Annotated in this window: 20 protein-coding genes; 9 read left to right on the forward strand and 11 right to left on the reverse strand. The window is 59.7% G+C overall.

The genetic code is table 11. The features are described 5' to 3' along the window. The first annotated feature begins 37 nt into the window (after positions 1-37). The 5 genes from ACJJU9_RS04880 (at position 38) to tadA (ending at position 6,302) form a co-directional block, all read left to right on the forward strand. Positions 38-1,261 carry a carbohydrate porin gene (locus ACJJU9_RS04880; protein WP_048367031.1) on the forward strand — a complete coding sequence of 408 codons (1,224 nt, stop codon included), beginning with the start codon at positions 38-40 and terminating at the stop codon, positions 1,259-1,261. A gap of 59 nt (positions 1,262-1,320) precedes the next feature. Then, positions 1,321-3,876, forward strand: a complete 2,556-nt coding sequence (gene ptsP / locus ACJJU9_RS04885) for a phosphoenolpyruvate--protein phosphotransferase (RefSeq protein WP_407730178.1) — start codon at positions 1,321-1,323, stop codon at positions 3,874-3,876. 2 nt (positions 3,877-3,878) lie between these two features. Then, complete coding sequence (locus ACJJU9_RS04890; RefSeq protein WP_407730179.1) at positions 3,879-4,157, forward strand: PTS transporter subunit EIIB; 279 nt, start codon at positions 3,879-3,881, stop codon at positions 4,155-4,157. Between the two features lie 280 nt (positions 4,158-4,437). Then, positions 4,438-5,814, forward strand: coding sequence for a multicopper oxidase family protein (locus ACJJU9_RS04895; RefSeq protein WP_048385943.1), 1,377 nt, complete (start codon positions 4,438-4,440; stop codon positions 5,812-5,814). After that, on the forward strand, positions 5,814-6,302 hold the full coding sequence (tadA, locus tag ACJJU9_RS04900; protein WP_407730180.1) for a tRNA adenosine(34) deaminase TadA: 489 nt from the start codon (positions 5,814-5,816) through the stop codon (positions 6,300-6,302). The genes ACJJU9_RS04895 and tadA overlap by 1 nt, the downstream gene beginning before the upstream one ends. Positions 6,303-6,389: 87 nt before the next feature. On the opposite strand, the gene cmoB is transcribed toward tadA, so the two are convergent. From cmoB to lon, 5 genes are all read right to left on the reverse strand, one after another. Further along, on the reverse strand, positions 6,390-7,346 hold the full coding sequence (gene cmoB, locus ACJJU9_RS04905; protein WP_048385947.1) for a tRNA 5-methoxyuridine(34)/uridine 5-oxyacetic acid(34) synthase CmoB: 957 nt from the start codon (positions 7,344-7,346) through the stop codon (positions 6,390-6,392). Then, complete coding sequence (gene cmoA, locus ACJJU9_RS04910; protein WP_048367780.1) at positions 7,343-8,086, reverse strand: carboxy-S-adenosyl-L-methionine synthase CmoA; 744 nt, start codon at positions 8,084-8,086, stop codon at positions 7,343-7,345. Before cmoA ends, cmoB begins: the two co-directional genes overlap by 4 nt. Before the next feature lie 105 nt (positions 8,087-8,191). Then, the gene (locus tag ACJJU9_RS04915) at positions 8,192-8,584 is read right to left on the reverse strand and encodes a protease inhibitor I42 family protein (protein ID WP_407730181.1); all 393 of its coding nucleotides are present in this window, start codon (positions 8,582-8,584) and stop codon (positions 8,192-8,194) included. Between the two features lie 86 nt (positions 8,585-8,670). Next, positions 8,671-9,165: a hypothetical protein gene (locus tag ACJJU9_RS04920; RefSeq protein ID WP_407730182.1), complete on the reverse strand. Its 495-nt coding sequence runs from the start codon at positions 9,163-9,165 to the stop codon at positions 8,671-8,673. A gap of 188 nt (positions 9,166-9,353) precedes the next feature. Continuing rightward, positions 9,354-11,783 carry an endopeptidase La gene (gene lon, locus ACJJU9_RS04925; protein WP_407730183.1) on the reverse strand — a complete coding sequence of 810 codons (2,430 nt, stop codon included), beginning with the start codon at positions 11,781-11,783 and terminating at the stop codon, positions 9,354-9,356. A gap of 365 nt (positions 11,784-12,148) precedes the next feature. On the opposite strand from lon, the gene ACJJU9_RS04930 reads away from it, so the two are divergent. Continuing rightward, on the forward strand, positions 12,149-14,491 hold the full coding sequence (locus tag ACJJU9_RS04930) for a putative bifunctional diguanylate cyclase/phosphodiesterase (RefSeq protein WP_407730184.1): 2,343 nt from the start codon (positions 12,149-12,151) through the stop codon (positions 14,489-14,491). 108 nt (positions 14,492-14,599) lie between these two features. On the opposite strand, the gene ACJJU9_RS04935 is transcribed toward ACJJU9_RS04930, so the two are convergent. The 3 genes from ACJJU9_RS04935 to ACJJU9_RS04945 all read right to left on the reverse strand — a co-directional run bounded on the left by ACJJU9_RS04935 (position 14,600) and on the right by ACJJU9_RS04945 (position 20,888). Continuing rightward, positions 14,600-17,017 carry a glucose/quinate/shikimate family membrane-bound PQQ-dependent dehydrogenase gene (locus ACJJU9_RS04935; protein ID WP_407730185.1) on the reverse strand — a complete coding sequence of 806 codons (2,418 nt, stop codon included), beginning with the start codon at positions 17,015-17,017 and terminating at the stop codon, positions 14,600-14,602. An 81-nt stretch (positions 17,018-17,098) separates the two neighbouring features. Beyond that, positions 17,099-18,481: a carbohydrate porin gene (locus ACJJU9_RS04940; RefSeq protein ID WP_048367020.1), complete on the reverse strand. Its 1,383-nt coding sequence runs from the start codon at positions 18,479-18,481 to the stop codon at positions 17,099-17,101. A gap of 367 nt (positions 18,482-18,848) precedes the next feature. Continuing rightward, positions 18,849-20,888, reverse strand: a complete 2,040-nt coding sequence (locus ACJJU9_RS04945) for a TonB-dependent receptor (RefSeq protein WP_048385958.1) — start codon at positions 20,886-20,888, stop codon at positions 18,849-18,851. Positions 20,889-21,096: 208 nt separating this feature from the next. On the opposite strand from ACJJU9_RS04945, the gene ACJJU9_RS04950 reads away from it, so the two are divergent. Together ACJJU9_RS04950 and ACJJU9_RS04955 are read left to right on the forward strand one after the other, a co-directional pair. Next, positions 21,097-21,327, forward strand: a complete 231-nt coding sequence (locus ACJJU9_RS04950) for a VF530 family DNA-binding protein (RefSeq protein ID WP_048367018.1) — start codon at positions 21,097-21,099, stop codon at positions 21,325-21,327. A gap of 7 nt (positions 21,328-21,334) precedes the next feature. Beyond that, complete coding sequence (locus tag ACJJU9_RS04955) at positions 21,335-21,976, forward strand: Pr6Pr family membrane protein (protein WP_407730186.1); 642 nt, start codon at positions 21,335-21,337, stop codon at positions 21,974-21,976. Positions 21,977-22,055: 79 nt separating this feature from the next. On the opposite strand, the gene ACJJU9_RS04960 is transcribed toward ACJJU9_RS04955, so the two are convergent. Both ACJJU9_RS04960 and ACJJU9_RS04965 read right to left on the reverse strand, forming a co-directional pair. Next, positions 22,056-22,841 carry a siderophore-interacting protein gene (locus ACJJU9_RS04960; protein WP_407730187.1) on the reverse strand — a complete coding sequence of 262 codons (786 nt, stop codon included), beginning with the start codon at positions 22,839-22,841 and terminating at the stop codon, positions 22,056-22,058. Beyond that, the gene (locus ACJJU9_RS04965; RefSeq protein WP_048367015.1) at positions 22,838-23,416 is read right to left on the reverse strand and encodes a PadR family transcriptional regulator; all 579 of its coding nucleotides are present in this window, start codon (positions 23,414-23,416) and stop codon (positions 22,838-22,840) included. Before ACJJU9_RS04965 ends, ACJJU9_RS04960 begins: the two co-directional genes overlap by 4 nt. A 400-nt stretch (positions 23,417-23,816) precedes the next feature. Here ACJJU9_RS04965 and ACJJU9_RS04970 point away from each other — a divergent pair, with 400 nt between their 5' ends. After that, positions 23,817-25,235 carry an amino acid permease gene (locus ACJJU9_RS04970; RefSeq protein WP_048367014.1) on the forward strand — a complete coding sequence of 473 codons (1,419 nt, stop codon included), beginning with the start codon at positions 23,817-23,819 and terminating at the stop codon, positions 25,233-25,235. Positions 25,236-25,312: 77 nt separating this feature from the next. On the opposite strand, the gene ACJJU9_RS04975 is transcribed toward ACJJU9_RS04970, so the two are convergent. Continuing rightward, entirely contained in the window at positions 25,313-26,422 is a 1,110-nt protein-coding gene (locus ACJJU9_RS04975) for an OpgC family protein (protein ID WP_407730188.1), read from the reverse strand. Positions 26,423-26,426: the final 4 nt, after the last annotated feature.

A 26,426-nucleotide genomic window follows, 5' to 3' on the forward strand; every position in this document is an offset into this window, starting at 1 on the left:
TATCGGTTTCATCACAATAAAAATAAAAAGGCCACTCATGAACACAACCCTCAATCGCAGTATTTTCACCGCTTGCGTGTGCCTGCTGGCGCCGCTTTCGGCTAACGCCCTGGAGTTCGCCGGGTACTTGCGCAGTGGCATCGGCAATTCGCTGGAAGGCGGCAAGCAGTCGTGTTTCAAGCTGCCTGGCGCCGAAGCCAAGTATCGGTTGGGTAATGAATGCGAGCAGTATGCTGAGTTGGAGTTGCGCCAGGACGTCTATAACTTTGATGACGGTTCGGTCCTCAGCGTTGACGGTATGGCCTCGCTGTACAACCAATACAACCGCCAACTGACGTTCCAGGGCGATAACGGTTCGGCGCGCTTGCCGCAGTTGTACGCGCAGTGGTCCAACCTGCCGAGCTTGAATGGCGGCTCGGTATGGGCCGGGCGGCGTTACTACAAGCGTAACGACATTCATATTTCCGACTTCTACTACTGGAACCAGAGCGCCACCGGCGCGGGCATCGAGGACGTGTTGATCGGCGGTCTGAAGTACAGCTACGCCTTGTCGCGCAAAGACAGCCTGTATCAGGAAGACTACGTCACGCGTCACGATTTTAACGTCGCCGGGTTCAACACCAACCCCGGCGGGCAACTGGAATTCGGCCTCAGCTACCTGGAAAAACCCCAGCGCACTGACGCGCACAGTGGCTGGGCAATCACAGCGCAGCATGTCCAGAGCGAGTTTCTGGGTGGTAAAAACAAACTGGCCCTGCAATACGGCGAAGGCTCCGGCACTGGGCTGGGCTACACCGGCGATACCCGGCTGGATAACAGCAGCAAGCGTTACCGGATCGTCGAGTTTTTTGACTGGCAAGTGACCCCGCGTTTTGGCGGGCAGGTCGAGGCGGTGTATCAAAAGGACTTCCGTCCGGATGGCGGCAACCAGGAATGGCTCTCGCTGGGTGTGCGACCGACCTACGCGATCACCGAGCAGTTCAAGCTGGTGACCGAGTTTGGGCATGATCAGGTGCGTGCACCAGACGGTACGCGCAAGCTGAGCAAGTTCACCTTTGCGCCGACCTGGTCGCCCAATGGTCCAAGCTTCTGGGCACGCCCGGAAATCCGCTTGTATTACACCTACGCGAGCTGGAACGCCGCCGCGCAACGTGCGGCCAATGAGTTTGATGCAGGCTCTGCATTGTCTGACAGCGGCGCCTTTGGCTCGGCGCGGCATGGTTCCAACGCCGGTGTACAGATCGAGTACTGGTGGAAATAAGCGACGCTGCGGGGCTCGCGCTCCATCGGCATTTAACCGAATCAACTGCAGGTGAAGTCATGGTTACAACCCAACAACTGGAACTGCTGGCGCCGTTATCGGGTGTCCTGATGCCGCTTGAGCAAGTGCCTGACCCGGTGTTCTCCAGCCGTTTGATGGGCGACGGCCTGTGCATCGACCCGACGTCGCAGGTGCTCTGCGCGCCGCTGGCCGGTGTGATCAGCAACCTGCAGCACACCGGGCATGCCGTGAGCATTACCGATGCCAGCGGGGTGCAAGTGCTGCTGCACATTGGTCTGGACACGGTAAACCTCGGCGGCCAAGGCTTCACCTGCCTGGTTGAGGAAGGCCAGCAGGTCGTAGCCGGGCAGGCGTTGATCGAATTTGATGCCGACTACGTCGCGCAACATGCACGCAGCTTGCTCACCCTGATGCTGGTGGTCAGCGGTGAAAGCATTACCGACGTGTCGGGCAGCGAAGTGCTGGTCGAGGCTGGCCAGCCGCTGCTGCGTGTGGGCGCGGCGGCGCAAGCTGCGGTGCCGCAAGCGGCCAGTCAGGGTGACACGCTGTTTTCGCTGGCCATTGCGCTGCCCAACCCGAACGGCTTGCACGCCCGCCCTGCGGCGGTGTTTGCCCAGGCGGCGAAGGGTTTTGCGGCCACCATCGAGCTGCACAAACACGAGCAGCGCATCAACGCCAAATCGTTGGTCGCGATCATGACCTTGCAAACCAGCCACGGCGATGTGGTGCAGGTCAGCGCCACTGGCGAGGATGCCGAGCAAGCGATTCGTGTGCTTTCAGATCTGTTGGTGGCCGGTTGCGGCGAGGCGGTGACGCCCGTTGCCCAGGTGGCCACTGAAACTACGTATGCACCGGCACCTGAACCGGTGCGGGTGGATGACACCTTGTTGCGCGGTGTCTGCGCGTCTTCTGGGGCAGTGTTTGGGCAGGTGGTGCAAATCGCTGCGCAGACCCTCGACTATCCGGAAGCTGGGGCGGGTGAAGCCTTTGAGCGGGCGCAGTTGCAACGCGCTCTGCTCGAAGCGGATACCGCACTGGACACCTTGGGTCGAGAGTTCAGCCAAGGGCCGCAAGGGCAAATCTTCAGTGCTCACCGCGAATTGCTGCAAGACCCAAGCTTGCTGGAGCAGGCCTACCCGCTGTTAGCGTCGGGCAAAAGCGCGGCGTTCTCGTGGGCCGCTGCGGTTGAAGCGAACGAAAAAGTCTTCCGCAATTTGGGCAATGCGTTTCTGGCGGAGCGGGCGCAAGACCTGGCAGATGTCGGGCAGCGCGTGCTCAAGTTGATTCTACGGGTCGAGGACACGGTTCAGGCACTGCCCGACAACGCCATCTTGATCGCAGAGCAACTCAGCCCTTCACAAACCGCCGGGCTCGATAAAACCAAGGTGGTGGGGTTTGCCACCGTGGGCGGCGGCGCCACCAGCCATGTCGCGATTCTGGCGCGGGCCTTGGGCTTGCCGGCCATGTGCGGCTTGCCTGCGCACGTCCTGAGCTTGGCCAGCGGCACGCCGGTGTTGCTGGATGCCGAGCAGGGCGAGTTGCATGTGCGCCCCAGCGAAGCAGCGGTGGCAGCGCTGACGGCCAAGCGCGAGCAGCAGCGGCTGCGCCAGGCACGGGATCTGGCGCACGCGGCGTTGCGGGCGGATACCCGCGATGGTCGGCATATCGAAGTGTCTGCCAACATCGCCTCGCTGGCCGAGGCCGAGCAGGGCATGAGCCTGGGCGGTGAAGGCGTGGGCTTGTTGCGTTCCGAGTTCTTGTACCTGGAGCGCAGCAGCGCGCCGAGCCACGACGAACAGGTCGCGACCTACAGCGCCATTGCCCGTGCGGTTGGCCCTGACTACAACCTGGTGGTGCGCACGCTGGATGTGGGCGGTGACAAACCCTTGGCCTACGTGCCGATGGAACCTGAGGCCAATCCGTTTTTGGGCATGCGCGGGGTTCGCCTGTGTCTGGAGCGTCCTGAACTGCTGCGTGAGCAGTTCAGCGCGATCCTGGCCAGTGCCGACCTGACCCGCCTGCACATCATGTTGCCGATGGTCACCCAAGTGTCCGAGTTGCGCCTCGCCCGCCAGTTGCTGGAGGAGCAAGCGCAACGCCTGGGCATTACCCGGTTGCCCAAGCTTGGGATCATGATTGAAGTTCCGGCGGCCGCGCTGATGGCTGACGTGTTCGCCCCAGAAGTCGATTTCTTCTCGATTGGCACCAATGACCTGACCCAATACACCTTGGCCATGGACCGCGATCACCCGCGTCTGGCCAGCCAGGCCGACAGTTTTCACCCGGCGGTACTGCGCCTGATCGCCTCGACCGTCAAGGCCGCGCATGCCCATGGCAAGTGGGTGGGCGTGTGCGGCGCGCTGGCGTCCGAGTCATTGGCGGTGCCGCTGCTGGTGGGCTTGGGCGTGGACGAGTTATCGGTGAGCGTCCCGTTGATCCCGACTATTAAAGCGCGGGTTCGTGAGCTGGAATTCAAGGACTGCCAAGTGTTGGCGCAGCAGGTGCTGGGGCTGGAAAGTGCAGAGCAGGTGCGTGCCGCCTTGCAGCCGTCACACGCGGCTAACGTTGCTCATTCATTGGTGCTGGAGAACTGAACATGTTTGCAAAATTGCAGCAGGCTTTTTGGAAAGCACTGACCCCGGACTTGGTGGCGGATGAGCCCGCCCCCAATGTGTCGACGCTGGCGAGCGCGGTGGTCGCGGCCCTTGGCGGCGCCAGCAACCTCAAGTCCGAGCAGCGCGTGGCGTTGACCCGCATCCGCGTGGAGCTGAACGATACGTCACGTGTTGACCCTAACGCTCTGCGATTGGCGGGTGTGCCGGGGGTGATGACCCTGGCGGGCGGTGTGGTGCATTTGGTGGGCGTTAACGACTGAAAACTGCCCTCTCCCGGAGGGAGAGGGGACCTATTGGGGGATATTAGCGATGTGCAGCGACCTGAGATGTATTAGTTGAATCCATAATCGACTCAATTTTTCAGGTCAATGGATCTTGTGGAACAACTCGGTAGGTTCCCTCTCCCTTGGGAGAGGGCTAGGGTGAGGGGCTTTTGCAGTCCGTCGTCACCCCACCCTTACCGTTTCGCAGTTGCAGGTGTATCGTATTCGCCTTTTGCGGGCGCTGAGCCCGCGCCGGATACGAGAGGTAGTTAAGTCCATGTCCTTTACCCGTCGACAAATACTCGGTGGTTTAGCCGGCCTGGTCGTGGTGGGTGTTGGCGCAGGGGGCGCTTCGCGTTACTGGTTGGGCAAGATGGCCGATGAGCAGGCCGGTCACGATTACGAGTTGATTGCCGCGCCGCTGGACGTCGAGCTGGTGCCGGGTCATCAGACCGAGGCTTGGGCTTTTGGCCCTTCGGCGCCGGGCACTGAGTTGCGGGTGCGCCAGGGTGAATGGCTGCGGGTGCGGTTTATCAACCATCTGCCGGTTGCGACCACGATCCATTGGCACGGCATCCGCCTGCCACTTGAAATGGACGGCGTGCCGTACGTCTCGCAATTGCCGGTGCTGCCTGGCGAATACTTCGATTACAAGTTCCGCGTGCCCGATGCGGGCAGCTACTGGTATCACCCCCACGTCAACAGCAGCGAAGAACTGGGCCGTGGCCTGGTCGGCCCGCTGATAGTCGAAGAGCGCGAGCCTACGGGCTTCAAGCACGAGCGCACGCTGAGCATTAAAAACTGGCACGTCGATGAAGAAGGCAACTTTTTGCCCTTCAGCATCACCCGTGAGGCGGCACGTGGCGGTACGGCGGGGCGTTTGTCGACGATTAATGGCAGCCATGTGCCGACCATTGAATTGCCTGCCGGGCAAATCACCCGCGTGCGAATTCTCAACCTCGACAACACTCTGACCTATCGCCTGAATATTCCCGGTGTCGAGGCGCAAATCTATGCGCTGGATGGCAACCCCATCGAACCGCGCCCGCTGGGCAAAGAATATTGGCTGGGCCCCGGCATGCGTATTTGCCTGGCGATCAAGGCCCCGGCTGCGGGTGAAGAACTGTCGTTGCGCGATGGTCCGGTGCGTTTGGGCACGCTGTTGTCGGTGGCCAATAACGATGCACCTGCACAATGGCCGCCCGCCTTGCCGGCCAATCCGATTGCCGAGCCTGATGTCGACAAGGCCGAGAAGCTCAATTTCAACTTTGAATGGGTCGGTTCCGTGTCCGAGAACCTGGGCACGGATCAACCGCCGAGCCTGTGGCAGATCAACGGCGTGGCCTGGGACATCAAGGACAAAACCTGCGCTGACCGGCCGATTGCCAAGCTCAAGCTGGGCCAGAGCTACGTGTTTGAATTCAAGAACATGACCCAGTACCAGCATCCGATCCACCTGCACGGCATGAGCTTCAAGGTGCTGGCGTCCAATCGCAAAAAAATCACGCCGTATTTCACCGACACGTACCTGTTGGGCAAAAACGAGCGTGCCCGCGTGGCCCTGGTGGCCGATAATCCCGGCGTGTGGATGTTCCACTGCCATGTGATTGACCACATGGAAACCGGCCTCATGGCCGCTATTGAGGTTTCCTGATGCGACAAGGGCGTCAACCCCAGATTATCGACCGCAGCCGCGATCAAGACTTTATGCGTGAAGCGCTGGCGCTGGCGGCGCAAGGCGCGGCCTTGGGTGAAGTGCCGGTGGGCGCGGTGCTGGTGCAAAACGGTGAAATCATCGGCCGTGGTTTCAACTGCCCCATCAGCGGCAGCGACCCCAGCGCCCATGCCGAGATGGTCGCCATCCGCGCCGCAGCCACGGTGGCCAGCAACTACCGGCTGCCCGGCAGCACGCTGTACGTGACGCTCGAGCCGTGCAGCATGTGCGCAGGCTTGATCGTGCATTCACGGGTGTCGCGAGTGGTGTTCGGTGCGCTGGAGCCCAAGGCCGGGATTGTGCAAAGCCAGGGGCAATTTTTTACCCAGGGCTTTTTGAACCACCGGGTGGTGTTTGAAGGTGGAGTGCTGGCCGACGAATGCGGCGCCATCCTCAGCGAATTCTTCAAGGCCCGCCGGGCGAAATAATCCGCAGACCCTTGTAGGAGCGAGCTTGTCTTGCGATCTTTTGATCTTAAAAGCTCGCGAGGCAAGCTCGCTCCTACAGAGGGTTTCTTATTTTTTAGCGACGATCACGGCGCGCATCGGCGCGGGCAGGCCTTCGATGGTTTTGCTGTGGTCGTTCGGGTCCAGGTAGTCGCTCAGCGACTGGTATTTCATCCATTCAGTCGCACGTTGTTCTTCGACGGTGGTGATGCTCACGTCGACGCAGCGCACGTCGCTGAAACCGGCACGGCGCAGCCAGCGTTCCAGGGCGGGGATCGAGGGCAGGAACCATACGTTGCGCATCTGCGCGTAGCGGTCTTCGGGTACCAGCACCTGGTTCACGTCGCCTTCAATCACCAAAGTTTCCAGCACCAGTTCGCCCCCTTTGACCAGGCAGTCTTTCAACGCCAGCAAATGCTCGATGGGGGAGCGGCGGTGGTAGAACACGCCCATGGAAAACACCGTGTCGAAGCCTTCCAGGTTGGGCGGCAGGTCTTCGAACGGGAAGGGCAGGTGCCAGGCGGCCTCTTGCTGCAAAAAGCGTTGAACGGCCTGGAACTGGCAGAAGAACAGCCAGTTGGGGTCGACGCCGATCACGCTGTGGGCGCCTGCGCCGAGCATGCGCCACATGTAATAACCATTGCCGCAGCCAACATCGAGGATACGCTTGCCCTTGAGGTCGATGTGCGGCGCCACGCGTGACCATTTCCAGTCTGAATGCCACTCGGTGTCGACATGCACACCGAACAAGTCAAACGGGCCTTTGCGCCACGGTGACAGGCCGAGCAGCGCCTGGCGCATTTGCGCGCGGGTGGCGTCGTCGCAGTCGGTGTCCAGGGTCAGGCCGTTGAGCAGGTCGATCTCGGTCGGCAGGACGTTGGGCAAGGCGTCCAGCGCGCTTTGCCAGCGTTCCAGGTCACCGTGACCTTTCTCCATTTTGACGTCGAGCTGCGCTTGCAGGGTGGTGGCCCATTCAGCCAAAGGCGTCCCGGCCAAACGGCGGGCGAGGGGGGAAAGATCAATCATGGCAAGGCAATCAACGAGGCAAAGTTAAGACACTGGAACCACGGCACGACTTTCGAGAACCCGGCCGCCAGCAGGCGTTCACGGTGTTCTTCGAGGCTGTCGGGCTTCATGACGTTTTCGATGGCGCTGCGCTTTTGCGCAATTTCAAGGTCGCTGTAACCGTTGGCCCGCTTGAAGGCGATGTGCAGATCGGTCAGCAGTGCATGCTCTTCGGGATCACTGAAGCGCAGCTTCTCGGAGAGGATCATCGCGCCCCCCGGCAGCAACGACTGGCGAATCCGGCTGAGCAAGGCCAGGCGCTGGTCAGGGGCGATAAATTGCAGGGTGAAGTTCAGCGCCACTACCGAGGCGGGCTGGAACTCCAGGGCCAGAATGTCACCCTCGATCACCTCGACCGGCAGCAACTCCTGAAACATCGAGTTCTGGGCGTTGAGGTATTCACGGCAGCGCTCAACCATGGCGGTGGAGTTGTCCACGGCAATGACTTTGCAGCCATCGGTGCGCACATGACGGCGCAAAGCCTGGGTCACCGCGCCCAGTGAGCTGCCCAAGTCGTACAGCACGCTGTCGGGCTGGGCGAATTGAGCCGCGAGCACCCCCAGGTTCTCGACAATGGTCGGGTAACCCGGCACCGAGCGCTTGATCATGTCCGGGAACACCCGCACCACGTCTTCGTTAAAGGCGAAGTCCGGGACCTGGGCCAGGGGCTGGGCGAAAATACGGTCAGGTTCTTTGCTCACGACTTCTTTGCTCACGACAGTTCCGGCGCTGGATAGTTAAAACGGGGGCGCATTTTAGCCAAGTTGGCGCCGGGATGCGCGGTCTGTCTGATAAGCCGTGCGGGCTCAGTTAACGGTGATGGGGCAATCGAAGGTTTGCGCCGGTTCTGCTTCGGGCTCCCAGGGTTGCTGAGAGGTCAGGCGCAGGCGGCCGGTGCCCGCAGCAAAGGCCTCAAAGCGCCAGGTCGAATGCCCGCCACTGCCGAGCAGTTGGCCGTCATCGCTGCTGTTGTAAACTTCCGGGCCAAGGCTGCGCAGCACGCCGCCTGCCGAGTCCTGGATGGCCCAGCGGTAGCCGGTGGTGGGGTTGCTGGGCAGCGACAGCATGAGGTTTTGCCCTACATGCAGTTGAATCGGACAGTCGCTTTGTTCTTCAACAGTAACGTGTTGCGCAGGCGGGTGCGCACAGGCGGCCAGCAAACCGAGGCTGAGCAGCGGGACTAAACGTGCGAGGGACATTGCAGGCTCCGGTCGGACAAAGACAAGTGCGCAGCATACCCCATGCTGGCGGCTGCGCCATTTGTCGTCGGCCACCAGCCGCAAAGTCAGAAGCTGGCGTGGGGTGGGCTGATGGTGAAATCACCGCACATCTCAAGGGCTTCGCCTTTATGGTCCGTGCCTTCAAAGGTGAACAGGCGGGCGCTGTAGCAACTCTCGATTACGCTGAGGTGCAAGGTGCCGACATTGGCCTGGTTCAAGTGGTACATCTCGCGCCCATCGACTTCGACGTATTCGATGTAGGACATGCCCTGCACAGGGCCCGGTTCGCCCTGTTTAAACAGGTAGATACCCGATTGAATATTGATATCCAGGGTCAGGGCAATGGCGCGATACGCCTTGGAACCGAATTCGTCGAACTCTGCGGTCACGATGATTTTTTTGTGGCTGCTGGCGAAAGTCATTTCTTGCGCCGTAAACGACGGCCTGTCGAGCAATTCGGCCTTGAATTCACCGCGGGTTCTGGGGTTGAAAGCGCTTGGGCCCGTAACGTTGCGCCAAAGGGCATCGGGATTTTGATACGCAGGATGGTGAAGTGGCATAGCAGTTCCCAACGTTAATACCTGTCGGCTGAGACGCTATTAACGTTGGGAAATACAGATGTGTCTACTGTCACAAATAACAGGTTGTTTAGTTATACAGGCTTGGCCAGTGGCCAAGCCTGTTTATACGAGCCCCTCTGGCGCAAGGGTTTGCGCCATATTGGCTCAGAGGGCAATACACGTGGCGTTTAAAACAGCACTTTGGCCACGTCGGTGAAGCGCTTGGCGAAGTGCACGGTCATGCCTTCCTTCAAGTAGTCCGGCAGTTCCTCGTACTTGCCGCGATTAGCCTCGGGCAAGATCAACTCGTGGATTTTCTGCCGACGGGCCGCAATGACTTTTTCCCGCACCCCGCCAATCGGCAGGACATAGCCGGTGAGGGTCAGTTCGCCGGTCATGGCGATGCCTTTTTTCGGCGCCTGATTGCGCGCCAGAGACAGCAAGGCGCTGGCCATGGTGCCCCCTGCACTCGGGCCATCTTTAGGTGTGGCGCCTTCAGGCACGTGCAAGTGCACAAAGGCCTCGTCAAAGAAACGCGGGTCGCCGCCAAACTGCTTCAGGTGGGAACTGATGTAGCTGTAGGCGATTTCAGCAGACTCTTTCATCACCTCGCCCAGTTGCCCTGTCAGCTTGAAGCCGCGGTTGAGCGTGTGAATACGCGTGGCCTCAATAGGTAAGGTCGCGCCGCCCATGCTGGTCCAGGCCAGGCCGGTGATCACGCCGACGCCACTGATGACCTGTTCGTTGCGGAACACTGCGGTGCCCAGCGAGGCTTCGAGGTCTTTAGGGCCGATCTTGATCACCGCGTCCGGGTTGTCGAGCAACTTGACCACGGCCTTACGCACCAGCTTGCCCAGTTGTTTTTCCAACTGGCGCACACCGGCTTCACGGGCATAACCATCAATGAGCAAGCGCAGTGCACTGTCAGTGATGCTCAGGCGCGCTTTATCGACACCGGCTTTTTCCAGCTGTTTAGGCCACAGGTGACGCTTGGCAATCGCGACTTTCTCTTCGGTGATGTACCCCGAAAGGCGGATGACTTCCATGCGGTCGAGCAGAGGGCCGGGGATAGAGTCCAGCGTGTTGGCGGTGCACACAAACAGCACTTTCGACAGGTCCAGGCGCAAGTCCAGGTAATGGTCGAGGAAGTCGACGTTTTGCTCCGGGTCGAGGGTTTCCAGCAGCGCTGACGCCGGGTCGCCCTGGAAGCTTTGGCCCATCTTGTCGATCTCGTCGAGCATGATCACCGGGTTCATCACTTCAACGTCTTTAAGCGCCTGCACCAGCTTGCCCGGCTGGGCACCGATGTAGGTTCGACGATGGCCCTTGATCTCGGCTTCGTCGCGCATGCCGCCGACGCTGAAGCGATAGAACGGACGGCCCAGCGATTCGGCAATCGACTTGCCGACACTGGTTTTACCCACGCCCGGCGGGCCGACCAGCAACACGATCGAGCCACTGACCGAGCCTTTGTAAGCGCCAACAGCGAGGAACTCGAGGATGCGGTCTTTGATGTCATCCAGCCCGGCGTGGTGGGCGTCGAGCACCTTGCGTGCGTGCTTGAGGTCCAGTTTGTCCTTGCCGAACACGCCCCACGGCACTGAGCTGGCCCAATCCAGGTAATTGCGGGTTACCGCGTACTCGGGCGAGCCAGTCTCAAGAATCGACAGTTTGTTGATTTCTTCGTCAATGCGCTTGCGGGCCTGGGCGGGCAGAGTCTTGCCTTCAAGGCGTTGCTTGAATTGCTCGATGTCGGCACTGCGATCATCTTTGGTCAGCCCCAGCTCTTGCTGAATGACCTTGAGCTGCTCTTTAAGGAAAAATTCACGCTGATGTTCGCCGATCTTGAGATTAACTTCGGCGGAAATTTCATTTTGCAGGCGGGCGACTTCGACTTCCTTGCGCAGCATCGGCAAGACTTTTTCCATGCGCTTGAGGACGGGCACGCAATCGAGCACTTCTTGCAGCTCGTTGCCTGTGGCCGAGGTCAAGGCGGCGGCAAAGTCGGTGAGGGGCGAAGGGTCGTTAGGGCTGAAGCGGTTGAGGTAGTTTTTCAGCTCTTCGCTGTACAGCGGGTTAAGCGGCAGCAACTCTTTGATCGCGTTGATCAGCGCCATGCCGTAAGCCCGGACTTCGTCGGTGGGCTGATTGGCTTCCTGCGGGTATTCGACTTCCACCAGGTACGGCGGGCGGTGGTGTTTGAGCCACATGCTGATGCGCACACGGCTCAGGCCCTGTGCCACAAATTGCAATTTGCCGTTTTCGCGACTGGCGTGGTGCACTTTCACCAGCGTGCCGTACTCGGGCAGGCTGGTGGTATCAAAATGGCGCGGGTCATCAGTGGGCGTGTCGACAAAAAACAACGCCAGCGAGTGATGAGGCGACTTGCTGACCAGGTCGAGGGTTTCGGCCCAGGGTTCTTCATTGACGATGACCGGCAGCACTTGTGCCGGGAAGAACGGCCGATTGTGAATCGGGATGATGTACACCTTGTCCGGCAGGTTCTGACCCGGCAGGGCCAGCTCGGTCCCACCCTTGTGAGCGGTTGATTCAGCTTCGTTGTGTTCTATATCAGCGTGCTCGACGGTGTTCTCTTTAAAATTTTGCTGGTCGCTCATGGGGCACCTGCGCAATGGGGTATGTGCTTTAGATGGGGCACGGAGCCAGAGGTTTCAATGGTGAAGTTTTGTTCACCGCGTAAATCAGCCAACACCCAACCATAGGCCAAGGCGCCGTTTCTTTCCGTGCGCGTGTTGCGTTGTTGCGTGCCAGTAAAAAAGCTAAGCCTTTGTCGCCAACAACTTGACGGTAGACGGCCTGTATTTATTAGGCGATCTTCTTGTTTGTGACGACGAGGCTGGAAAATTATCAAAGCTGGGCTAAAAGTCAGTTATTTGACTTTTAAGTTGGCGACAGAGAGTGCCCGCATGCCTCAAGGATTCGTTACACAGGCAAAACATCGTCAATGGATTGAGGCCCGCCGATGAAATTGCGCAATAGCTTTCAGGCTCATATCAGCTTCGTGCTCGCGTTGCTGTTGCTGGTCGTGATCGGCACCGTGTACTTCTCGGTGAAGGCGGCGACCGTCACGGCGGCCAGCGATCAAGCTGAAAATCAGTTAACAAACGGCACCCGGGTGTTCGACCGGTTTATCGATTTTCGTGCTCGGCGCATTCAGTACGGCCTTAATTGGCTGACCAATGACCCGGATTTTCGTGAAGCCGTCATCGATGGTCGCCCGCAAGAAATTGAAAACGCGCTGGAATCCTTCGAAGCCAGCCTGCGTGGCAGTGATCTGTTCGTGCTCGACCTGCAAGGCAAGATCATCATCAGTACCCTGGCGAGCTTGCCCCCTGGGCAGACTTTTCCGTATGCCCAGGCCTTGAGCCAGGCTCGGCGAGGCTCGCAGATCAAGCTGATCGGGGTGCTCGACGAGCGCCCCTACATGATGGTGCAAGGCGTGGTGCTGGCGCCTTTGCCCGTGATGCGCGTGGTGTCGGCGATGCCGATGGATGAAGTATTTGCCCAAGAGTTACGCACCCTGAGCAACCTTGAAGTGTCGTTTTTGGGGGTGAAAGACGGGCGTTCCGGAGCGTTGGTCAGCACCCAGCCAGAGGCGATGAGCGAGAGTATCGTGAGGTTTTTGCGTGACACCCCGCCGGGGCCTTTGACGCACTTCAGTGAGTTCGCCGGTAAGCGCTTTTTGGGGCAACTGCTGCAACTGGCCAACTCAGGCGATCCCGCCAACGGCCAGGTCATGGCCTTGCTGCAAAGCCCGCTGGACCAGACGTTACTGGCGTTCACCTCGTTGGACCGCAAGTTTTTATGGATCTCCCTCGCCGCCTTGCTGGCCTCATTGCTGGGCGCCTTGTGGCTGGCGCGTGAAGTGTCGCGCCCGGTCAGCTTGCTGGCCGCAGCAGCGCAACGTATTGGCCGCGGTGACTACTCAACGCCGGTGGTGCTTAAACGCCGCGATGAGCTGGGCTTTCTGGCCAAGGCATTCAATGCCATGCAAAACGGGATTGCCGTGCGTGAACAGCAATTGGCGCACAACGCATTGCACGACCCATTGACCGGGCTGCCCAACCGGGCGTTGGCCATGGAGCGTCTGGGCAGTGCCATTACCGCCCGACGCAGCGTGGTGTTGATTTATCTGGGGATTGAAAATTATCGCTTGATCAGCGAAAGCTCTGGCCCGCAAGGGCTGGAGTTGATCATGCTCAAAACCACCCATGTGCTGATCGAGGCACTGCCTGAAAGCAGCACGGCCGCACGCATCACCGGCAACGAATTCTTGTTGCTGCTGGAAAACACCCAGGTCGATGCCGGGGTGGCGATGGCAGATCATTTGTATGGGGTGTTGAGCCAACCTTTGAATATCGACGGGCATGATGTGCAACTGGATGTTCGCATGGGCATCTCGGTGTATCCGACCCATGGCCAAACCGCCGAAGAGCTGATGGCCCGCGCTGCCATTGCGCGCAGTGACGCCGCGGCCTTGACCGGCTATTTGCAGGTCTATCAACAGGACCGCGACCTCGCGCATCAACGGCAAATCCAGTTGATTCGGGACTTGCGCCATGCCGCCAGTGACGGAGAACTGTTTATTCAGTACCAGCCCAAACTCGAGCTGCGCAGCGGGCATGTGAGCCAGGCCGAAGCTTTGCTGCGTTGGCAGCATCCGGTGTTTGGCGTGGTCTCACCGGCAGAGTTCATCCCGCTGGCAGAACGCTCCGGGAGCATGAAACTGCTGACCGACTGGGTGATTGAAGCGAGCATTCGGCAACTGGCCGAGTGGAACCGCCGCGGGCTGCACCTGCAACTGTCGATCAACATCTCGGCGGACGATTTGCGCGGTGATGGCCTGGCCCCGCAAGTGCAGGCCTTGCTGGCGCAGTATCAGGTGGCAGCGCAGCAACTGACTTTCGAGATCACCGAAAGCGCGGTGATGCACGACCCCGAGCATTCGCTGGCGGTGCTCAGAGGGCTACGCGATTGCGGGATCAGTTTGTCGGTGGACGACTTTGGCACGGGCTATTCCTCGCTGGCCCACCTCAAGCGGTTGCCGGTACAGGAACTGAAAATTGACCAGTCCTTTGTACGCAACCTGGACGAAGCCAGTGAAGATGCGGTGATCGTGCGCTCGACCATTGAAATGAGCCATAACCTGGGGCTAAAAGTGGTGGCCGAAGGCGTTGAATACCCCCACAGCCTGGACTTGCTCAAGCGCTGGCAGTGCGACACGGCGCAAGGCTACCTGATCAGCCGCCCGCTGGACGCTGCGGCGTTTGAGAGCTGGTTGAATGAGTTGCGGGCTACGGCGTAACGCTTCTTTGAAAGATCAAAAGATCGCGAGGCGAGCTCGCTCCTACAATGGCCATAAAAAAGGCGGCTATCTCTCGATAGCCGCCTTTTTCATACCTGGCTGTAACGCTTATTTAGCCAGTTTGAACGCCATGATGTAGTCACCCTTTTGGGTGCCCAGACCACCATGACCACCGGCCATGACGAGCACGTATTGGGTGCCGTCCTTGCCTGCGTAGGTCATTGGCGTGGCTTGACCGCCTGCTGGCAGGCGACCTTCCCACAGGACTTTACCGTTGTTCACGTCGTAAGCACGCAGGTATTGGTCCAGGGTGCCGCTCAGGAAAGCAACACCACCGGCCGTGGTCACGGTCCCGCCCAGGCTTGGAACGCCCATTGGCAGCGGGATCGGTACCGGCGAGCTGTCACGCACGGTGCCGTTCTTGTGTTTCCAGATCACGTTGTTGTTGGTCAGGTCGACCGCTGCAACGTAACCCCACGACGGCGCCTGGCAAGGCAGGCCAACCGGCGACAACAGCGGCTCAAGGATCACACCGTATGGAGCGCCCTTGTTCGGTTGCACGCCCGAGGTTTCGCCTTTGCGTGGGCCCATGGCTGCTACGTCAGCCTGGGGTACCAGCTTGGAGGTGAACGCCATGTAGCTCGGGTTCAGGAACGCGATCTGACGCACCGGGTCGACCGAAATGCCGCCCCAGTCAAACACGCCGAAGTTGCCCGGGTAAACGATCGAACCTTGCAGCGAAGGCGGGGTGTACATGCCGTCGTAGCGCAGGGATTTGAAGTTGATCCGGCAGAGCATTTGGTCAAACGGGGTCACGCCCCACATGTCACGCTCGGTCAGTTGCGGCGGGATCATGTTCAGGTCCGAACGCGGTTGGGTCGGCGCGGTGTGGTCACCTGCGACAGCACCGCCCGGCGCCGGGATTTCACGGATCGGCACGATGTCTTCGCCATTACGACGGTCAACAACGTAGATGCTGCCTTGCTTGGTCGACGCCAGCAGCGCCGGTTTCACGCCGTCAGCAGTCTTCAGGTCCATAAGGGTCGGCTGACCGCCCACGTCCATGTCCCACAGGTCATGGTGAGTGAACTGACGGTACCAGCGAACCTTACCGGTGGTGATGTCCAGTGCCGTCACGCCAGCGCTGTAACGCTCGGAGTCTTCGGTACGGTCGCCACCATATTGGTCAGGCATCTGGTTGCCCATCGGCAGGTAGAGCATGCCGAGGTTTTCATCGACCGCGAACATCGACCACATGTTAGGCGAGTTGCGGGTGTAGGTTTGGCCTTCAGCAATCGGCGTGGTGTCGTCCGGGTTGCCGCTGTCCCAGTTCCAGACCAGCTTGCCGGTGCGTACGTCGTACGCACGGATCACGCCGGAGGGCTCGTCAGTGGAGACGTTGTCGGTCACGTGGCCGCCAATCACTACCAGGTCTTTGGTGACCGCAGGTGGCGATGTGGAGTAGTAACCACCGGGTGCAAAGCTGCCGATGTTGTGGCGCAGGTCGACCGAGCCGTGATCACCGAAGTCTTCGCAGACTTTACCGGTGTCGGCATTGAGGGCGATCAGGCGGGTGTCGGCGGTTGGCAAGAACAGACGACGCGGGCAAGAGTTGCTCGACGTGGCAGCAGCCGGCTCGGCAGCGCTTTGTTCAGTGCTGGCTTTGGCGTAGGCATTTTCGTCGTGATAGCTCACGCCACGGCACGTCATGTGTGCCCAGCCTTTGAAGTTGGCAGCATTTTGCGTGCTGATCTTCGGATCGTAGCGCCAGATTTCCTTGCCGCTGTCCGGATCAAGCGCAATCACCTGGCTGTGCGGCGTGCACACATAGAGCATGCCGTTGACTTTCAGCGGGGTGTTTTCTGCGGTGGTTTCACCCGGGTCATTCGGCCCTGGCATGTCGCCAGTACGCATGGTCCAGGCAGGCACCAGGCTGTGGGCGTTTTGCGGGGTGATTTGTTTCAGTGGCGAGTAACGATCGCCATAGCCGCTACGGCCATAGGACTGCCAGTCACCTTCAGGCATGTCGGGTGCGGTGTTGGCCATGCCCGGAACGGCGTCACGACCCAGCTCGCCCTTGATCTCGCCAGGGTTGGTGAACTGGCTTGTCAGTGCAGCCACACCTGCCAGGACCACGGCGATGCTCAGCGCGCCGGTTGCAACCGGTGCCGACTGGCCGCGCAACAGCGGGCGACGCAACCATGGCAGCAGCAGAACGATACCGATGGCGAACCACAGGGCCAGACGCGGCACCAGTTGCCACCAGTCCAGGCCGACTTCGACCAGCGCCCATACGGTGCTGGCGAACAACACCAGTGCGTACAACGCCAGCGCCGCACGGCGCCCGGCGATCAGCAGGGCGCCCGACAGCCCGAAGCCGATACCGGCCAGCAGGTAGTACGTCGATCCGCCGAGTGTCACCAGCTTGATACCCCCGACCAACATGGCCAGGCCCATTAACACCAGCAGGATACCGAGCAATGTCGGCAGCAAGCGGCTTCTACTCAAAGCACCATCAGTGCTCATAGTGAGGTTCTCCGTTGAAGGTAGGATTTAGCGGCAAGCGGCACACCTCAAGTGTGCCGCTGCTGTCTTGCAGCCCGTTCGTCAGAACGAACTTTGAATTTTCAAACCGCCGATCAGGGCGTTATCCACGGTGTAAACACCGCCCGGATGGCGGATGTATTGCAGATTCGGTCGCACCGTCAGCCAGTCGGTAACGTGCACGCCGTAATACAACTCGGCGCTGTACTCAGTGTGCTGAGGCGGCAAGTAGTCCAGGTTGCTGGCGTCGTAAACGCCACGGGCCTGGTTGGTGGCTTCGGCGTTTTTGCGGTAGGCCGGGTTGACGTGAACGCGGGCCATGGCAAAGCCGATGTCGTCTTTGGGGCGTGCATCGAATACGCCTTTGTACACAACGCCCGCCTGGACATAGTTGTCGATGGCGTTGGTTTTTTTGTCGTGCAGGGTGGCGTTGGCAAACACCTTCAAGCCACGGGATTGATCGCTGGCGCGGCTGGTGAGTTGCTGTTGCACGCCCAGCCACAGGCCGTGCTTGCTCGAACTGCTGCGATAGGCTTCGCCGCTCAAGACTGCCGGTTGGCCGTTGGCGTCTTTGTAGACGTCGGTGGCTTTGGCGCTGCTGTAGTAATAACCCGCGCGGTATTCGCCCGGCAGGCCATTAAGTGTCGGTGTCCACACCAGTTCAACCGGCAACACCGCGCCTTGCGTACCGCTGCCGCTGAGCTTGAAACCGTTACCGCGATCCAGGTTGGACGGGTTTTGCTCATAGGCGCCGACCTGTGCATACAGCTCGGGCGTAAGGTGGTATTTGATCCGCAGCGCCCATTGGCTGACCGGCCAGTTGTACCAGATGCTGCCGGCCCAGTTACCCACCTGCGAGCCGCAGAACGCGAGGTTCTGGAAGTCGCAAGGGAAGCTGTTGAAGTCTTCGCCCTGACCGAAGCGACCGGCCTTGATGTCGAGCTTCTGGTCGAAGAATTTCTGCTGGTACCACATCTGCGTCAGGCGCGTGGTCTGGCCACGGCCCCAGACTTCCTGGGCCGAGGTGAAGCCGCCGACGCGCGGGTCGTTGATCCGGTCATTGCTGATATTGTTGCCATCGCGCTGGGTAATCGTCAGTTGGAATTCAGCGTCGTGCCAGCCCAGGATTTTTTGCAAATCCAGGTGCGTGCCCAGGCCAAACTGATCGCTGTAACGCGCGGTGCGGTCATGGTCGTAGCCGCCGTGCAGGTTGGAGCCGACTTCGCCCACGTAGTCGAGCGAGAAGCTATAGCCTTGCTTTTCCAGTGCGGTACGAGAGCCGTCCCAGTCGCCGAACATCCATTTTGAATCGCTGTCGAACGCCGGTGCGGCCTGTACGAAGCTGGCGAAACCCAGGGCAGTAATGCCGCCGATCAGGGTCAGGGCTTTTTGCCCGGCCATAGGGAATAGCGCGCTGTCTTTGCGCAAAGTCAGAAATGTGGACATAGGTCGAGATGAAGGTCTTTTGGTCGGGCGGTGAAGTGGGTAGCGCTGTCTTTGCAGGCAGGACTCACACTTTCAGAATGTAAGGGCTGGCGTGAAACGTTTCAGCCCTTGATGCGGAAATGATAAAGCGACGAAACGTTTAGAAACAGCACTTTAATTGACATGGATCATTTCGGATTCTGTAACAGTCACCTGCGACCGTTCGTCTCAGGGGCTTTTTGCCTCACGTTCGACGGTGTTTGCGGGAAATGAGGGCGGGAAGGGTTTAGAAAAAAAACTGTAGGAGCGAGCTTGCCTCGCGATCTTTTGCTTTTAAAAATCAAAAGATCGCGAGGCAAGCTCGCTCCTACAGCGGCAGGGTTATGACTTAGAACGTTGTGCGCAGGCCTACTTCAACACTGCGGCCCGGTGCCGGGGCGATATCACGCAAGATCGAGCTGGCATAACGCACGGTCTGGTCGGTCAAGTTGTCGCCTTTGACGAAGGCCAGCCACTGGCTGCCACCCACCGTAAAGTTGTAACCGGCGCTGGCGCCCAGGGTGGTGTAGCCATTGGTGCCCGACTCGTTGTCCGGTACGCGGCCCTGATTGCTGGCGTGTTCAACATCGACCCGTGCCTGCCAGCGATTGAGTTCCCACAGTAAACCGCTGCTCAGGCGCAACGGCGCAATACGGGGCAACGCTTCGCCGGTGTCGAGGTTGGTAGCGCGGGTGTAGTCGCCCGACAGTTCCAGTGCAAATTTGCCGTAGGCGCTTTCGCCAAGCTTCCAGTGATCCTTGGCCTCAAACCCTACGAAACGTGCACGTACGCCGGAGTAGGTGTATTCCGGAATACCGCTGGCGTCTGGCTCGCCTTCGTCGTTCAGGGTGCGGCCCGTGCCGAGCAGGCCGATGTAGTTGGAGAAGTGGCTGTAGAACACGCCAACGCTGCCGTTGTGGGTGCCATTGTCAAAGCGCAGGGCCAGGTCGCTGGACACGGCTTTTTCTTTTGACAGGTTAGGGTTACCCAGTTCGTAAGTACCGGTGGCAACGTGGGCGCCGTTGGCGTACAGCTCGTAGAAGGTCGGCGCGCGCTCGGTGTAGCCCAGCGTTGCGGCCAGCGACCAGATCGGTGTCAGGGTGAACACCGCGCCTGAAGACAGGCTGCCCGCGGTGAAGCGCTTGGAGTTGTCGGCTGCTTCGAAGCGCTCATTGCCCTTGGCATTCGGGTCAACCACGGTGTGTTCCAGGCGCCCGCCGAGGCTGAGTTTGAGTCGCTCGGTGGCTTGCAGCTCTTCAAGAATAAACAGCGCGCCGGTGGTGGTGTCGGTCTGCGGTACGAAAGCCTCTTCGCCGAGGGCCGAGAATTCGTTGCGGTTGACCTGCGCGCCAATCACCCCGTTCAGCGGGCCGATCGGCACATGACGCGCTTCAACACGCGCTTCGTAGCCTTTGTTCTTGAAGGTGGTGCCGACTTCGCCGCCTTCGATTTCACGGTGTTCGTAATCGGTGTAGCCGGCGTTCAGTTTGAGCGAGCTGAACGGGCCTTGCAGGTTGCGGATCTCCGAGGCGAAGGCGTAGTGATCCTGCTTCATGCGGATGCGCACGTCATCTTCGGCAGGGGAACCGTAATTGGAGTCGTAGTTGCTGTAAGAGATGCCCGCGTAGCCGTCATCCCATGTGTAGGAACCGCCAACCGCGCCGCCGTCCTGTCGGCCACTGCTATTGCTCAGGCGGCCTTTCTTTTGATCGCTGTCATCTTCGCCTTCCGGGGCGTGGCGATCGCGGGCGTAACCGGGGATTTTCAGGTCATTGAACTGGCGTGCGTTGGCGTCCAAATGCAGGGCAAACGTGCCGTTACCGGCTTCCAGCTTGCCTGCGCTGCTGCGCGTGGTGTCGGCGCCGCCATAACGCAATTCGCCTGCACCCTGAATGCCGTTGATGGCTTCAGTGGGGATGCGGTTGTCGAAGGTGTTGACCACGCCACCGATGGCGTTGCCGCCGTAGAGCAGGGCGGCCGGGCCACGGACGATTTCAATGCGCTCAACGTTGACCGGGTCCAGTGGCACGGCGTGGTCGTAGGACAGCGACGAGGCGTCCAGTGCGCCCACGCCATTGCGCAAAATGCGAATCCGGTCGCCGTCCAGGCCGCGAATGATCGGTCGGCTGGCGCCCGGGCCGAAGTAAGACGACGACACGCCCGGTTGCTTATTGAGGGTTTCACCCAGGCTGCCTTGTTGCTGCAGCGTCAGGTCATCACCTTCTAGCACTGTGGTGGGAGAAGCCAATTGGCTGCTGCCCAGCGGGTTACCAGTGATGACTTGGGGTTGCAGCTCCAGTGCATAGGCGGGGGAAGCGATAAGCAGGGCCGTGGCGAGCGGCGTCAAACGCAGACGGCGCAGTGAGCGTGGCAAAGCAGGGGAGGACATTGCAGATTCCTTGGCAAGGGTGATGAAAAGCGTGGCGCTGAGCGCTCTGGGTAACGACTGTATCGTTACAATATAACATCGCATTTGGTCGCGCCAAGCGGAACTTTTTCTGCAAGGGCGCAGGCCCGGCTAAACTCACCGTGTTCCAAATGACTGGCCCCTGAGCTAAGGTGCGCGGCTTTCCTACTTCTGCTTAAAAAGGCTCGGCATGACTGAACCCAACAACAACCCCCTGCACGGCGTGACGCTGGAACAGATCCTGATTGCGCTGGTGGCGCATTACGAGTGGGAAGGGCTGGCCGAGCGCATTGATATTCGCTGCTTCAAAAGCGATCCGAGCATCAAGTCGAGCCTGACGTTTCTGCGTAAAACGCCGTGGGCCCGTGAGAAGGTCGAGAAGCTCTATGTGAAATACGCCCGCACCAAGCGCGAGCTCTGATCGGCGTATGCGTGCAGCGCACACTCACCGCTGGTTAGCATTAATGGCCATTCTGGGCTGGAGCGGGTTGGCGATTCAGCTCGACCTGGTGCTGATTGCCCGCTGGACATCCGGCGCTAGCGTGCTGGGCGGGCTGGTCAATTACTTCAGCTTTTTCACGGTGCTGACCAATACCCTGACCGCCACTGTGCTGACTTACGCCGCTCTTGCGCAGGACTCCAGGGGCCGGAGGTTTTTCTTGCAGCCGTGGGTTAGCAGCGGGATTGCTGTGAGCATCATCGTGGTGGGCGCCGCCTACAGCCTGTTGCTGCGCAACCTTTGGCAACCGCAGGGGCTGCACTGGCTGGCCAATGAACTGTTGCACGATGTCATGCCCGTGCTGTTCACCTTGTACTGGTGGTTTTGCGTGCCCAAAGGCACGTTGCGCCTGAGCCACATCGCGGTGTGGGCGTTGTACCCGATTGTGTACTTTGCCTATTTGCTGTGGCGCGGGCATGCGCTGGGCATGTACCCGTACCCGTTTATTGATGTCAACAAACTGGGGTATGCGCAGACGTTTGTGAACGCGTTGGGGATTTTGGCGGGGTTTGTGGCGGTGGCTCTGCTGATGGTGGTGATTGACCGCTGGCGCGGCCGATCCTCTCTGTAGGAGCGAGCTTGTCTCGCGATCTTTTGATCGTTTAAAAGATCGCGAGGCAAGCTCGCTCCTACACAGGGAATGTAAGGGATTACTCTTGCGGGCTGTCGTCCAGGCGCCAGTAACCGACGGCTTTCACGAATTCATCGTTCAGGCCGTGGGTGTCGAGCAAGATGCGACGCACTTTGCGTGACAGCGCGCTTTCAGTCGCGACCCAGGTATACAGCTCGCCCGCTGGAATTTTCAGGTGTTCGACGGTGCTCAGCAGGTCTTCTGCTGGCGCATCTCGGTGCACCCAAATCACTTCAACCGATGCAGCGCTGTTCAGCGGCTGTTGTTCCTGCGCGTTTTCAATTTCAACCACCACCAGCGCACGGCGATTGGCCGGTAGCTCTTCGAGACGGCGGGCAATGGCCGGCAGGGCGGTTTCGTCGCCGATCAGCAGGTAGCTGTCGAAGATATCCGGCACGATCATCGAGCCGCGTGGGCCGCCGATGTGCAGGAACTGGCCCGGTTGGGCTTGCGCGGCCCAGGTGGAGGCAGGGCCGTCGCCGTGCAAGACAAAATCCAGATCCAGTTCAAGCGCGTCCAGGTCGTAGCGGCGCGGGGTGTAGTCGCGCATGGGCGGCATGACTTTGTTTTTGATTCCGCCGCTCAGTTCCACGCTCTCCAGAGCGCTTTGTTCTTCGGCGGTCTGCGGGAAAAACAGCTTTACGTGGTCGTCGCTGCCCAGGCTGATAAAACCGGCCAACTCGGGGCCGCCCACCGTGATGCGGCGCATGCGCGGGGTCAGGTCGACCACGCGCAGCACCTCTAACTTGCGACGTTTGATTTCATGCATGACGCGGTGAATGGTTTGGGGATTAGCGGTATTCATTCAGCGTTCTCCTGCGCAGGCTGGGCAGTAACAGGGCCATCGACGATGGCTTTTGCGGTGTTGTTGAGCAAGTCGCGTACCCGGGCAATTTCTGCCGGGTTCCAGCGGCCGTGGTGCATCTGCAAGGCATGGCGCAGGTTGTGCACCGCCTCGTGAATTTCGGCAGGCCGGTCATGGCCGCGCAGCGAGCGCTTGCTGACGTCGATGCGCATGCGCACACCGTCTAGCGCAATGGCTTGATCCAGCAGGGACTGGCGACCGGCGTCGGTCACGCTGTAACGTTTTTTCCCGCCCTCGGCGTCGCCTTCAATCAGCTCGCTCTCTTCCAGAAAGGTCAGGGTCGGGTAGATCACGCCCGGGCTCGGGCTGTAGGCGCCATCGAACATGCCTTCGATCTGGCGGATCAGGTCGTAGCCATGGCAAGGCTGCTCGGCAACCAGGGCCAGCAGCAGTAATTTCAGATCGCCGGGGGCAAATACCCGCGGGCCTCGCCCGCCGCGTTGACCGGCACGTTTTTCAAAACCGTCTTGACCAACATTGTGTTCGCGATGATGGGGGTGGTGATGCTCTCTCATTTTCTTCGTCCTCTGTGTGTGCGAAGCAACTTAAGATATATCTTAAGATTGTGCAAATAGAATTGACGAACGGTAATTGTTCTCATCTTGGTGGGGAGTGGGACAGGTGAAAATGGGGCCGCAGCGCTGCCCATCGCAGCCTTCGGCAGCGGCTACAGGTTTTTACAGGCGCGCAAAGTGACGGGATAGAGCCCTTGCTCAGGGTAAATACGCCCTAGGTAGGGGAATGACTGTGCACCAACCCTGTGCAATACTCGCCGCCGATCTCAGTAGGGCATTTCCCTTTTGAACGTCCGACCCACGAGGTTAGAGGCCTTTGCAAGGGGAGTCTGGCAACCGGCCAAGCTCTTGGAACGCTCTAGTGATGCACATCCAATAACAATTATGAGGTTGTACTTTTATGCCAGTCGGCAACCACCAGCCCCACGGTGAAACCGCGCAGGGCGGCCCGCTCAAACGCGAACTGGGCGAACGCCATATCCGCTTGATGGCGCTTGGCGCCTGTATCGGCGTAGGCCTGTTCCTGGGCTCGGCCAAAGCGATCGAAATGGCCGGTCCGGCCATCATGCTGTCTTACATCCTGGGTGGCCTGGCCATTCTGGTGATCATGCGTGCATTGGGCGAAATGGCCGTGCACAACCCGGTAGCCGGCTCTTTCAGCCGCTACGCGCAAGACTACCTCGGCCCCTTGGCGGGCTTTTTGACCGGCTGGAACTACTGGTTCTTGTGGCTGGTGACGTGCGTTGCCGAAATCACCGCCGTGGCGGTGTACATGGGCATCTGGTTTCCGGATGTACCGCGCTGGATCTGGGCCCTCGCGGCACTGCTGAGCATGGGGTCGATCAACTTGATCGCGGTTAAGGCGTTCGGTGAGTTCGAGTTCTGGTTTGCCTTGATCAAGATCGTCACCATCATCGCGATGGTGATCGGCGGTATCGGCATCATTGCCTTTGGTTTCGGCAATGACGGCGTGGCGCTGGGCATCTCCAACCTCTGGACCCAGGGCGGCTTTATGCCGAACGGGATTCAGGGCGTGCTGATGTCGCTGCAAATGGTGATGTTTGCCTACCTGGGCGTCGAAATGATCGGCCTGACTGCCGGTGAAGCCCGCAACCCGCAAAAGACCATCCCGAGCGCGATTGGCTCGGTGTTCTGGCGCATTCTGCTGTTCTACGTGGGCGCACTGTTCGTCATCCTGTCGATCTACCCGTGGAACGAAATCGGCACCCAAGGCAGCCCGTTCGTCATGACGTTCGAGCGCCTGGGCATCAAAACCGCAGCGGGCATCATTAACTTTGTGGTGATCACCGCGGCCTTGTCGTCTTGCAACGGCGGCATTTTCAGCACCGGCCGCATGCTTTACAGCCTGGCGCAAAACGGTCAGGCCCCGGCCAACTTCGCCACCACCTCGCAAAACGGCGTACCGCGCAACGCACTGCTGCTGTCTATTGCCATGTTGCTGCTGGGCGTTGTGCTCAACTACCTGGCGCCGGAGAAGGTGTTTGTGTGGGTGACGGCGATTGCGACCTTCGGTGCGATCTGGACCTGGTTGATGATCTTGCTGGCGCAACTGCGTTTTCGCAAAAACCTCAGCCGTGAAGAGGCGGCCGCACTCAAGTACCGCATGTGGCTGTACCCTTACAGCTCGTTTGCGGCGCTGGCGTTCCTGCTGATGGTGGTCGGGCTGATGGCCTACTTTGAAGAAACCCGCGTGGCCCTGTTTGTAGGCCCGGCGTTCCTGATCTTGCTGACGGTGTTGTTCTACGTGTTCAAACTGTCGCCAAAAGATCAGACCGCAGTGGCTTCTTCTGCTCATTAAGGTCTGCTTAAAACGCTGCCTGTAAAAGCGAGCACGCCTCGCGATCTTTTAAAGACCAAAAGATCGCGAGGCACACGTCATACCTTAGGCGCCATCCCCAGCCGCTTGTTCCAGTCCAGCCACTGGGCCAGCACGGCCATAAGGCCTACGCCCATCAGGGCGCTGAACACCTGCACTGCCCAGCCGTCGCCGCCCAGCGCATTGAACATGTCTGCCAGCGGGGCGAGGATCACGCCCAGGCAGAACACCTCCAGCGAATAACGACCCATGCGGCAGACTTGACGGACGAGCCACTGGTTCAGCCATTCGCCGTGGGGCACGATTTTGGCCACCACATACACCAAGGCCAGAAAGTGCAGTAAGCGCAGGGGGGACAAGTTGGTCTTGCTGATGGGGTACACCCACTCGCCCAACGCCACGGGCATGACTGCGTCGTGCAGGTGCGGCCATTTCCATGACACCGCCACCAGCCCGGTGACCAGCAGGTAAACCACCGCCCCCAGAAACAACGGTTGCTGGCTTAACGGTCGATGATCCACCGCAGGGTTGTCCTGACCATACAGCGCCAGCGCGCCGCCGAGAATAAACAGGAACTGCCAGGCAATCGGGTTGAAAAACCACACGCCGCCTTCTTGTGAGGCGAAGTTCCAGTACGGCGCTATCAAGTACAGCGCCAGCGAAACACCCACCACGTAGCGCGCCTTGCGCAGCAGCATCGGCAGGACCAGCGGCAAGCCAATCAGCAGCACGATGTACAGCGGCAGCGGGTCCATCAGGTTGGGTTTAAAGCGCAGCAGCAACTCATCGGTGAGCGCCTGCTGCGGGTTGCTCAAGAAGTACTGCAAGCCCATTTCTTGCACCAGATCACGGGTTTCAACGTGGCTGTTGGCAAAAAATACGATGCCCATCAACACGGCAAGCAAGAAGATATGCACCACATACAGCACCCAGGCGCGGCGCCAGATCTTTACGCTGGCGATCAACAAGCCATCACGCCGGGCAATCTTGCCGTAGGCCAGCACGGCGGCATAACCGGCCAGAAAGACAAAAATCTCCGCCGCATCACTGAAACCGAAATTACGCACGGTCAGTTCAGCCAGCGGGTTGTGCGGGATGTGGTCCCAAAAAATAAAAATCAGCGCCAGCCCGCGAAAAAAGTCGATGCGGTGGTCGCGTCCGTTAATCATCACG

Origin of the sequence: Pseudomonas helleri, assembly GCF_045830615.1 — a bacterium.
GTDB lineage: Bacteria > Pseudomonadota > Gammaproteobacteria > Pseudomonadales > Pseudomonadaceae > Aquipseudomonas > Aquipseudomonas helleri.

Excerpts from the sequence above, each read along its gene's own strand:
- ACJJU9_RS04880 (WP_048367031.1), top strand. The coding sequence starts at position 38 with ATGAACACAACCCTCAATCGCAGTATTTTCACCGCTTGCGTGTGCCTG.
- ptsP (WP_407730178.1), top strand. The coding sequence starts at position 1,321 with ATGGTTACAACCCAACAACTGGAACTGCTGGCGCCGTTATCGGGTGTC.
- ACJJU9_RS04890 (WP_407730179.1), top strand. The coding sequence starts at position 3,879 with ATGTTTGCAAAATTGCAGCAGGCTTTTTGGAAAGCACTGACCCCGGAC.
- ACJJU9_RS04895 (WP_048385943.1), top strand. The coding sequence starts at position 4,438 with ATGTCCTTTACCCGTCGACAAATACTCGGTGGTTTAGCCGGCCTGGTC.
- tadA (WP_407730180.1), top strand. The coding sequence starts at position 5,814 with ATGCGACAAGGGCGTCAACCCCAGATTATCGACCGCAGCCGCGATCAA.
- cmoB (WP_048385947.1), bottom strand. The coding sequence starts at position 7,346 with ATGATTGATCTTTCCCCCCTCGCCCGCCGTTTGGCCGGGACGCCTTTG.
- ACJJU9_RS04915 (WP_407730181.1), bottom strand. The coding sequence starts at position 8,584 with ATGTCCCTCGCACGTTTAGTCCCGCTGCTCAGCCTCGGTTTGCTGGCC.
- ACJJU9_RS04920 (WP_407730182.1), bottom strand. The coding sequence starts at position 9,165 with ATGCCACTTCACCATCCTGCGTATCAAAATCCCGATGCCCTTTGGCGC.
- lon (WP_407730183.1), bottom strand. The coding sequence starts at position 11,783 with ATGAGCGACCAGCAAAATTTTAAAGAGAACACCGTCGAGCACGCTGAT.
- ACJJU9_RS04930 (WP_407730184.1), top strand. The coding sequence starts at position 12,149 with ATGAAATTGCGCAATAGCTTTCAGGCTCATATCAGCTTCGTGCTCGCG.
- ACJJU9_RS04935 (WP_407730185.1), bottom strand. The coding sequence starts at position 17,017 with ATGAGCACTGATGGTGCTTTGAGTAGAAGCCGCTTGCTGCCGACATTG.
- ACJJU9_RS04940 (WP_048367020.1), bottom strand. The coding sequence starts at position 18,481 with ATGTCCACATTTCTGACTTTGCGCAAAGACAGCGCGCTATTCCCTATG.
- ACJJU9_RS04945 (WP_048385958.1), bottom strand. The coding sequence starts at position 20,888 with ATGTCCTCCCCTGCTTTGCCACGCTCACTGCGCCGTCTGCGTTTGACG.
- ACJJU9_RS04950 (WP_048367018.1), top strand. The coding sequence starts at position 21,097 with ATGACTGAACCCAACAACAACCCCCTGCACGGCGTGACGCTGGAACAG.
- ACJJU9_RS04955 (WP_407730186.1), top strand. The coding sequence starts at position 21,335 with ATGCGTGCAGCGCACACTCACCGCTGGTTAGCATTAATGGCCATTCTG.
- ACJJU9_RS04960 (WP_407730187.1), bottom strand. The coding sequence starts at position 22,841 with ATGAATACCGCTAATCCCCAAACCATTCACCGCGTCATGCATGAAATC.
- ACJJU9_RS04965 (WP_048367015.1), bottom strand. The coding sequence starts at position 23,416 with ATGAGAGAGCATCACCACCCCCATCATCGCGAACACAATGTTGGTCAA.
- ACJJU9_RS04970 (WP_048367014.1), top strand. The coding sequence starts at position 23,817 with ATGCCAGTCGGCAACCACCAGCCCCACGGTGAAACCGCGCAGGGCGGC.
- ACJJU9_RS04975 (WP_407730188.1), bottom strand. The coding sequence starts at position 26,422 with ATGATTAACGGACGCGACCACCGCATCGACTTTTTTCGCGGGCTGGCG.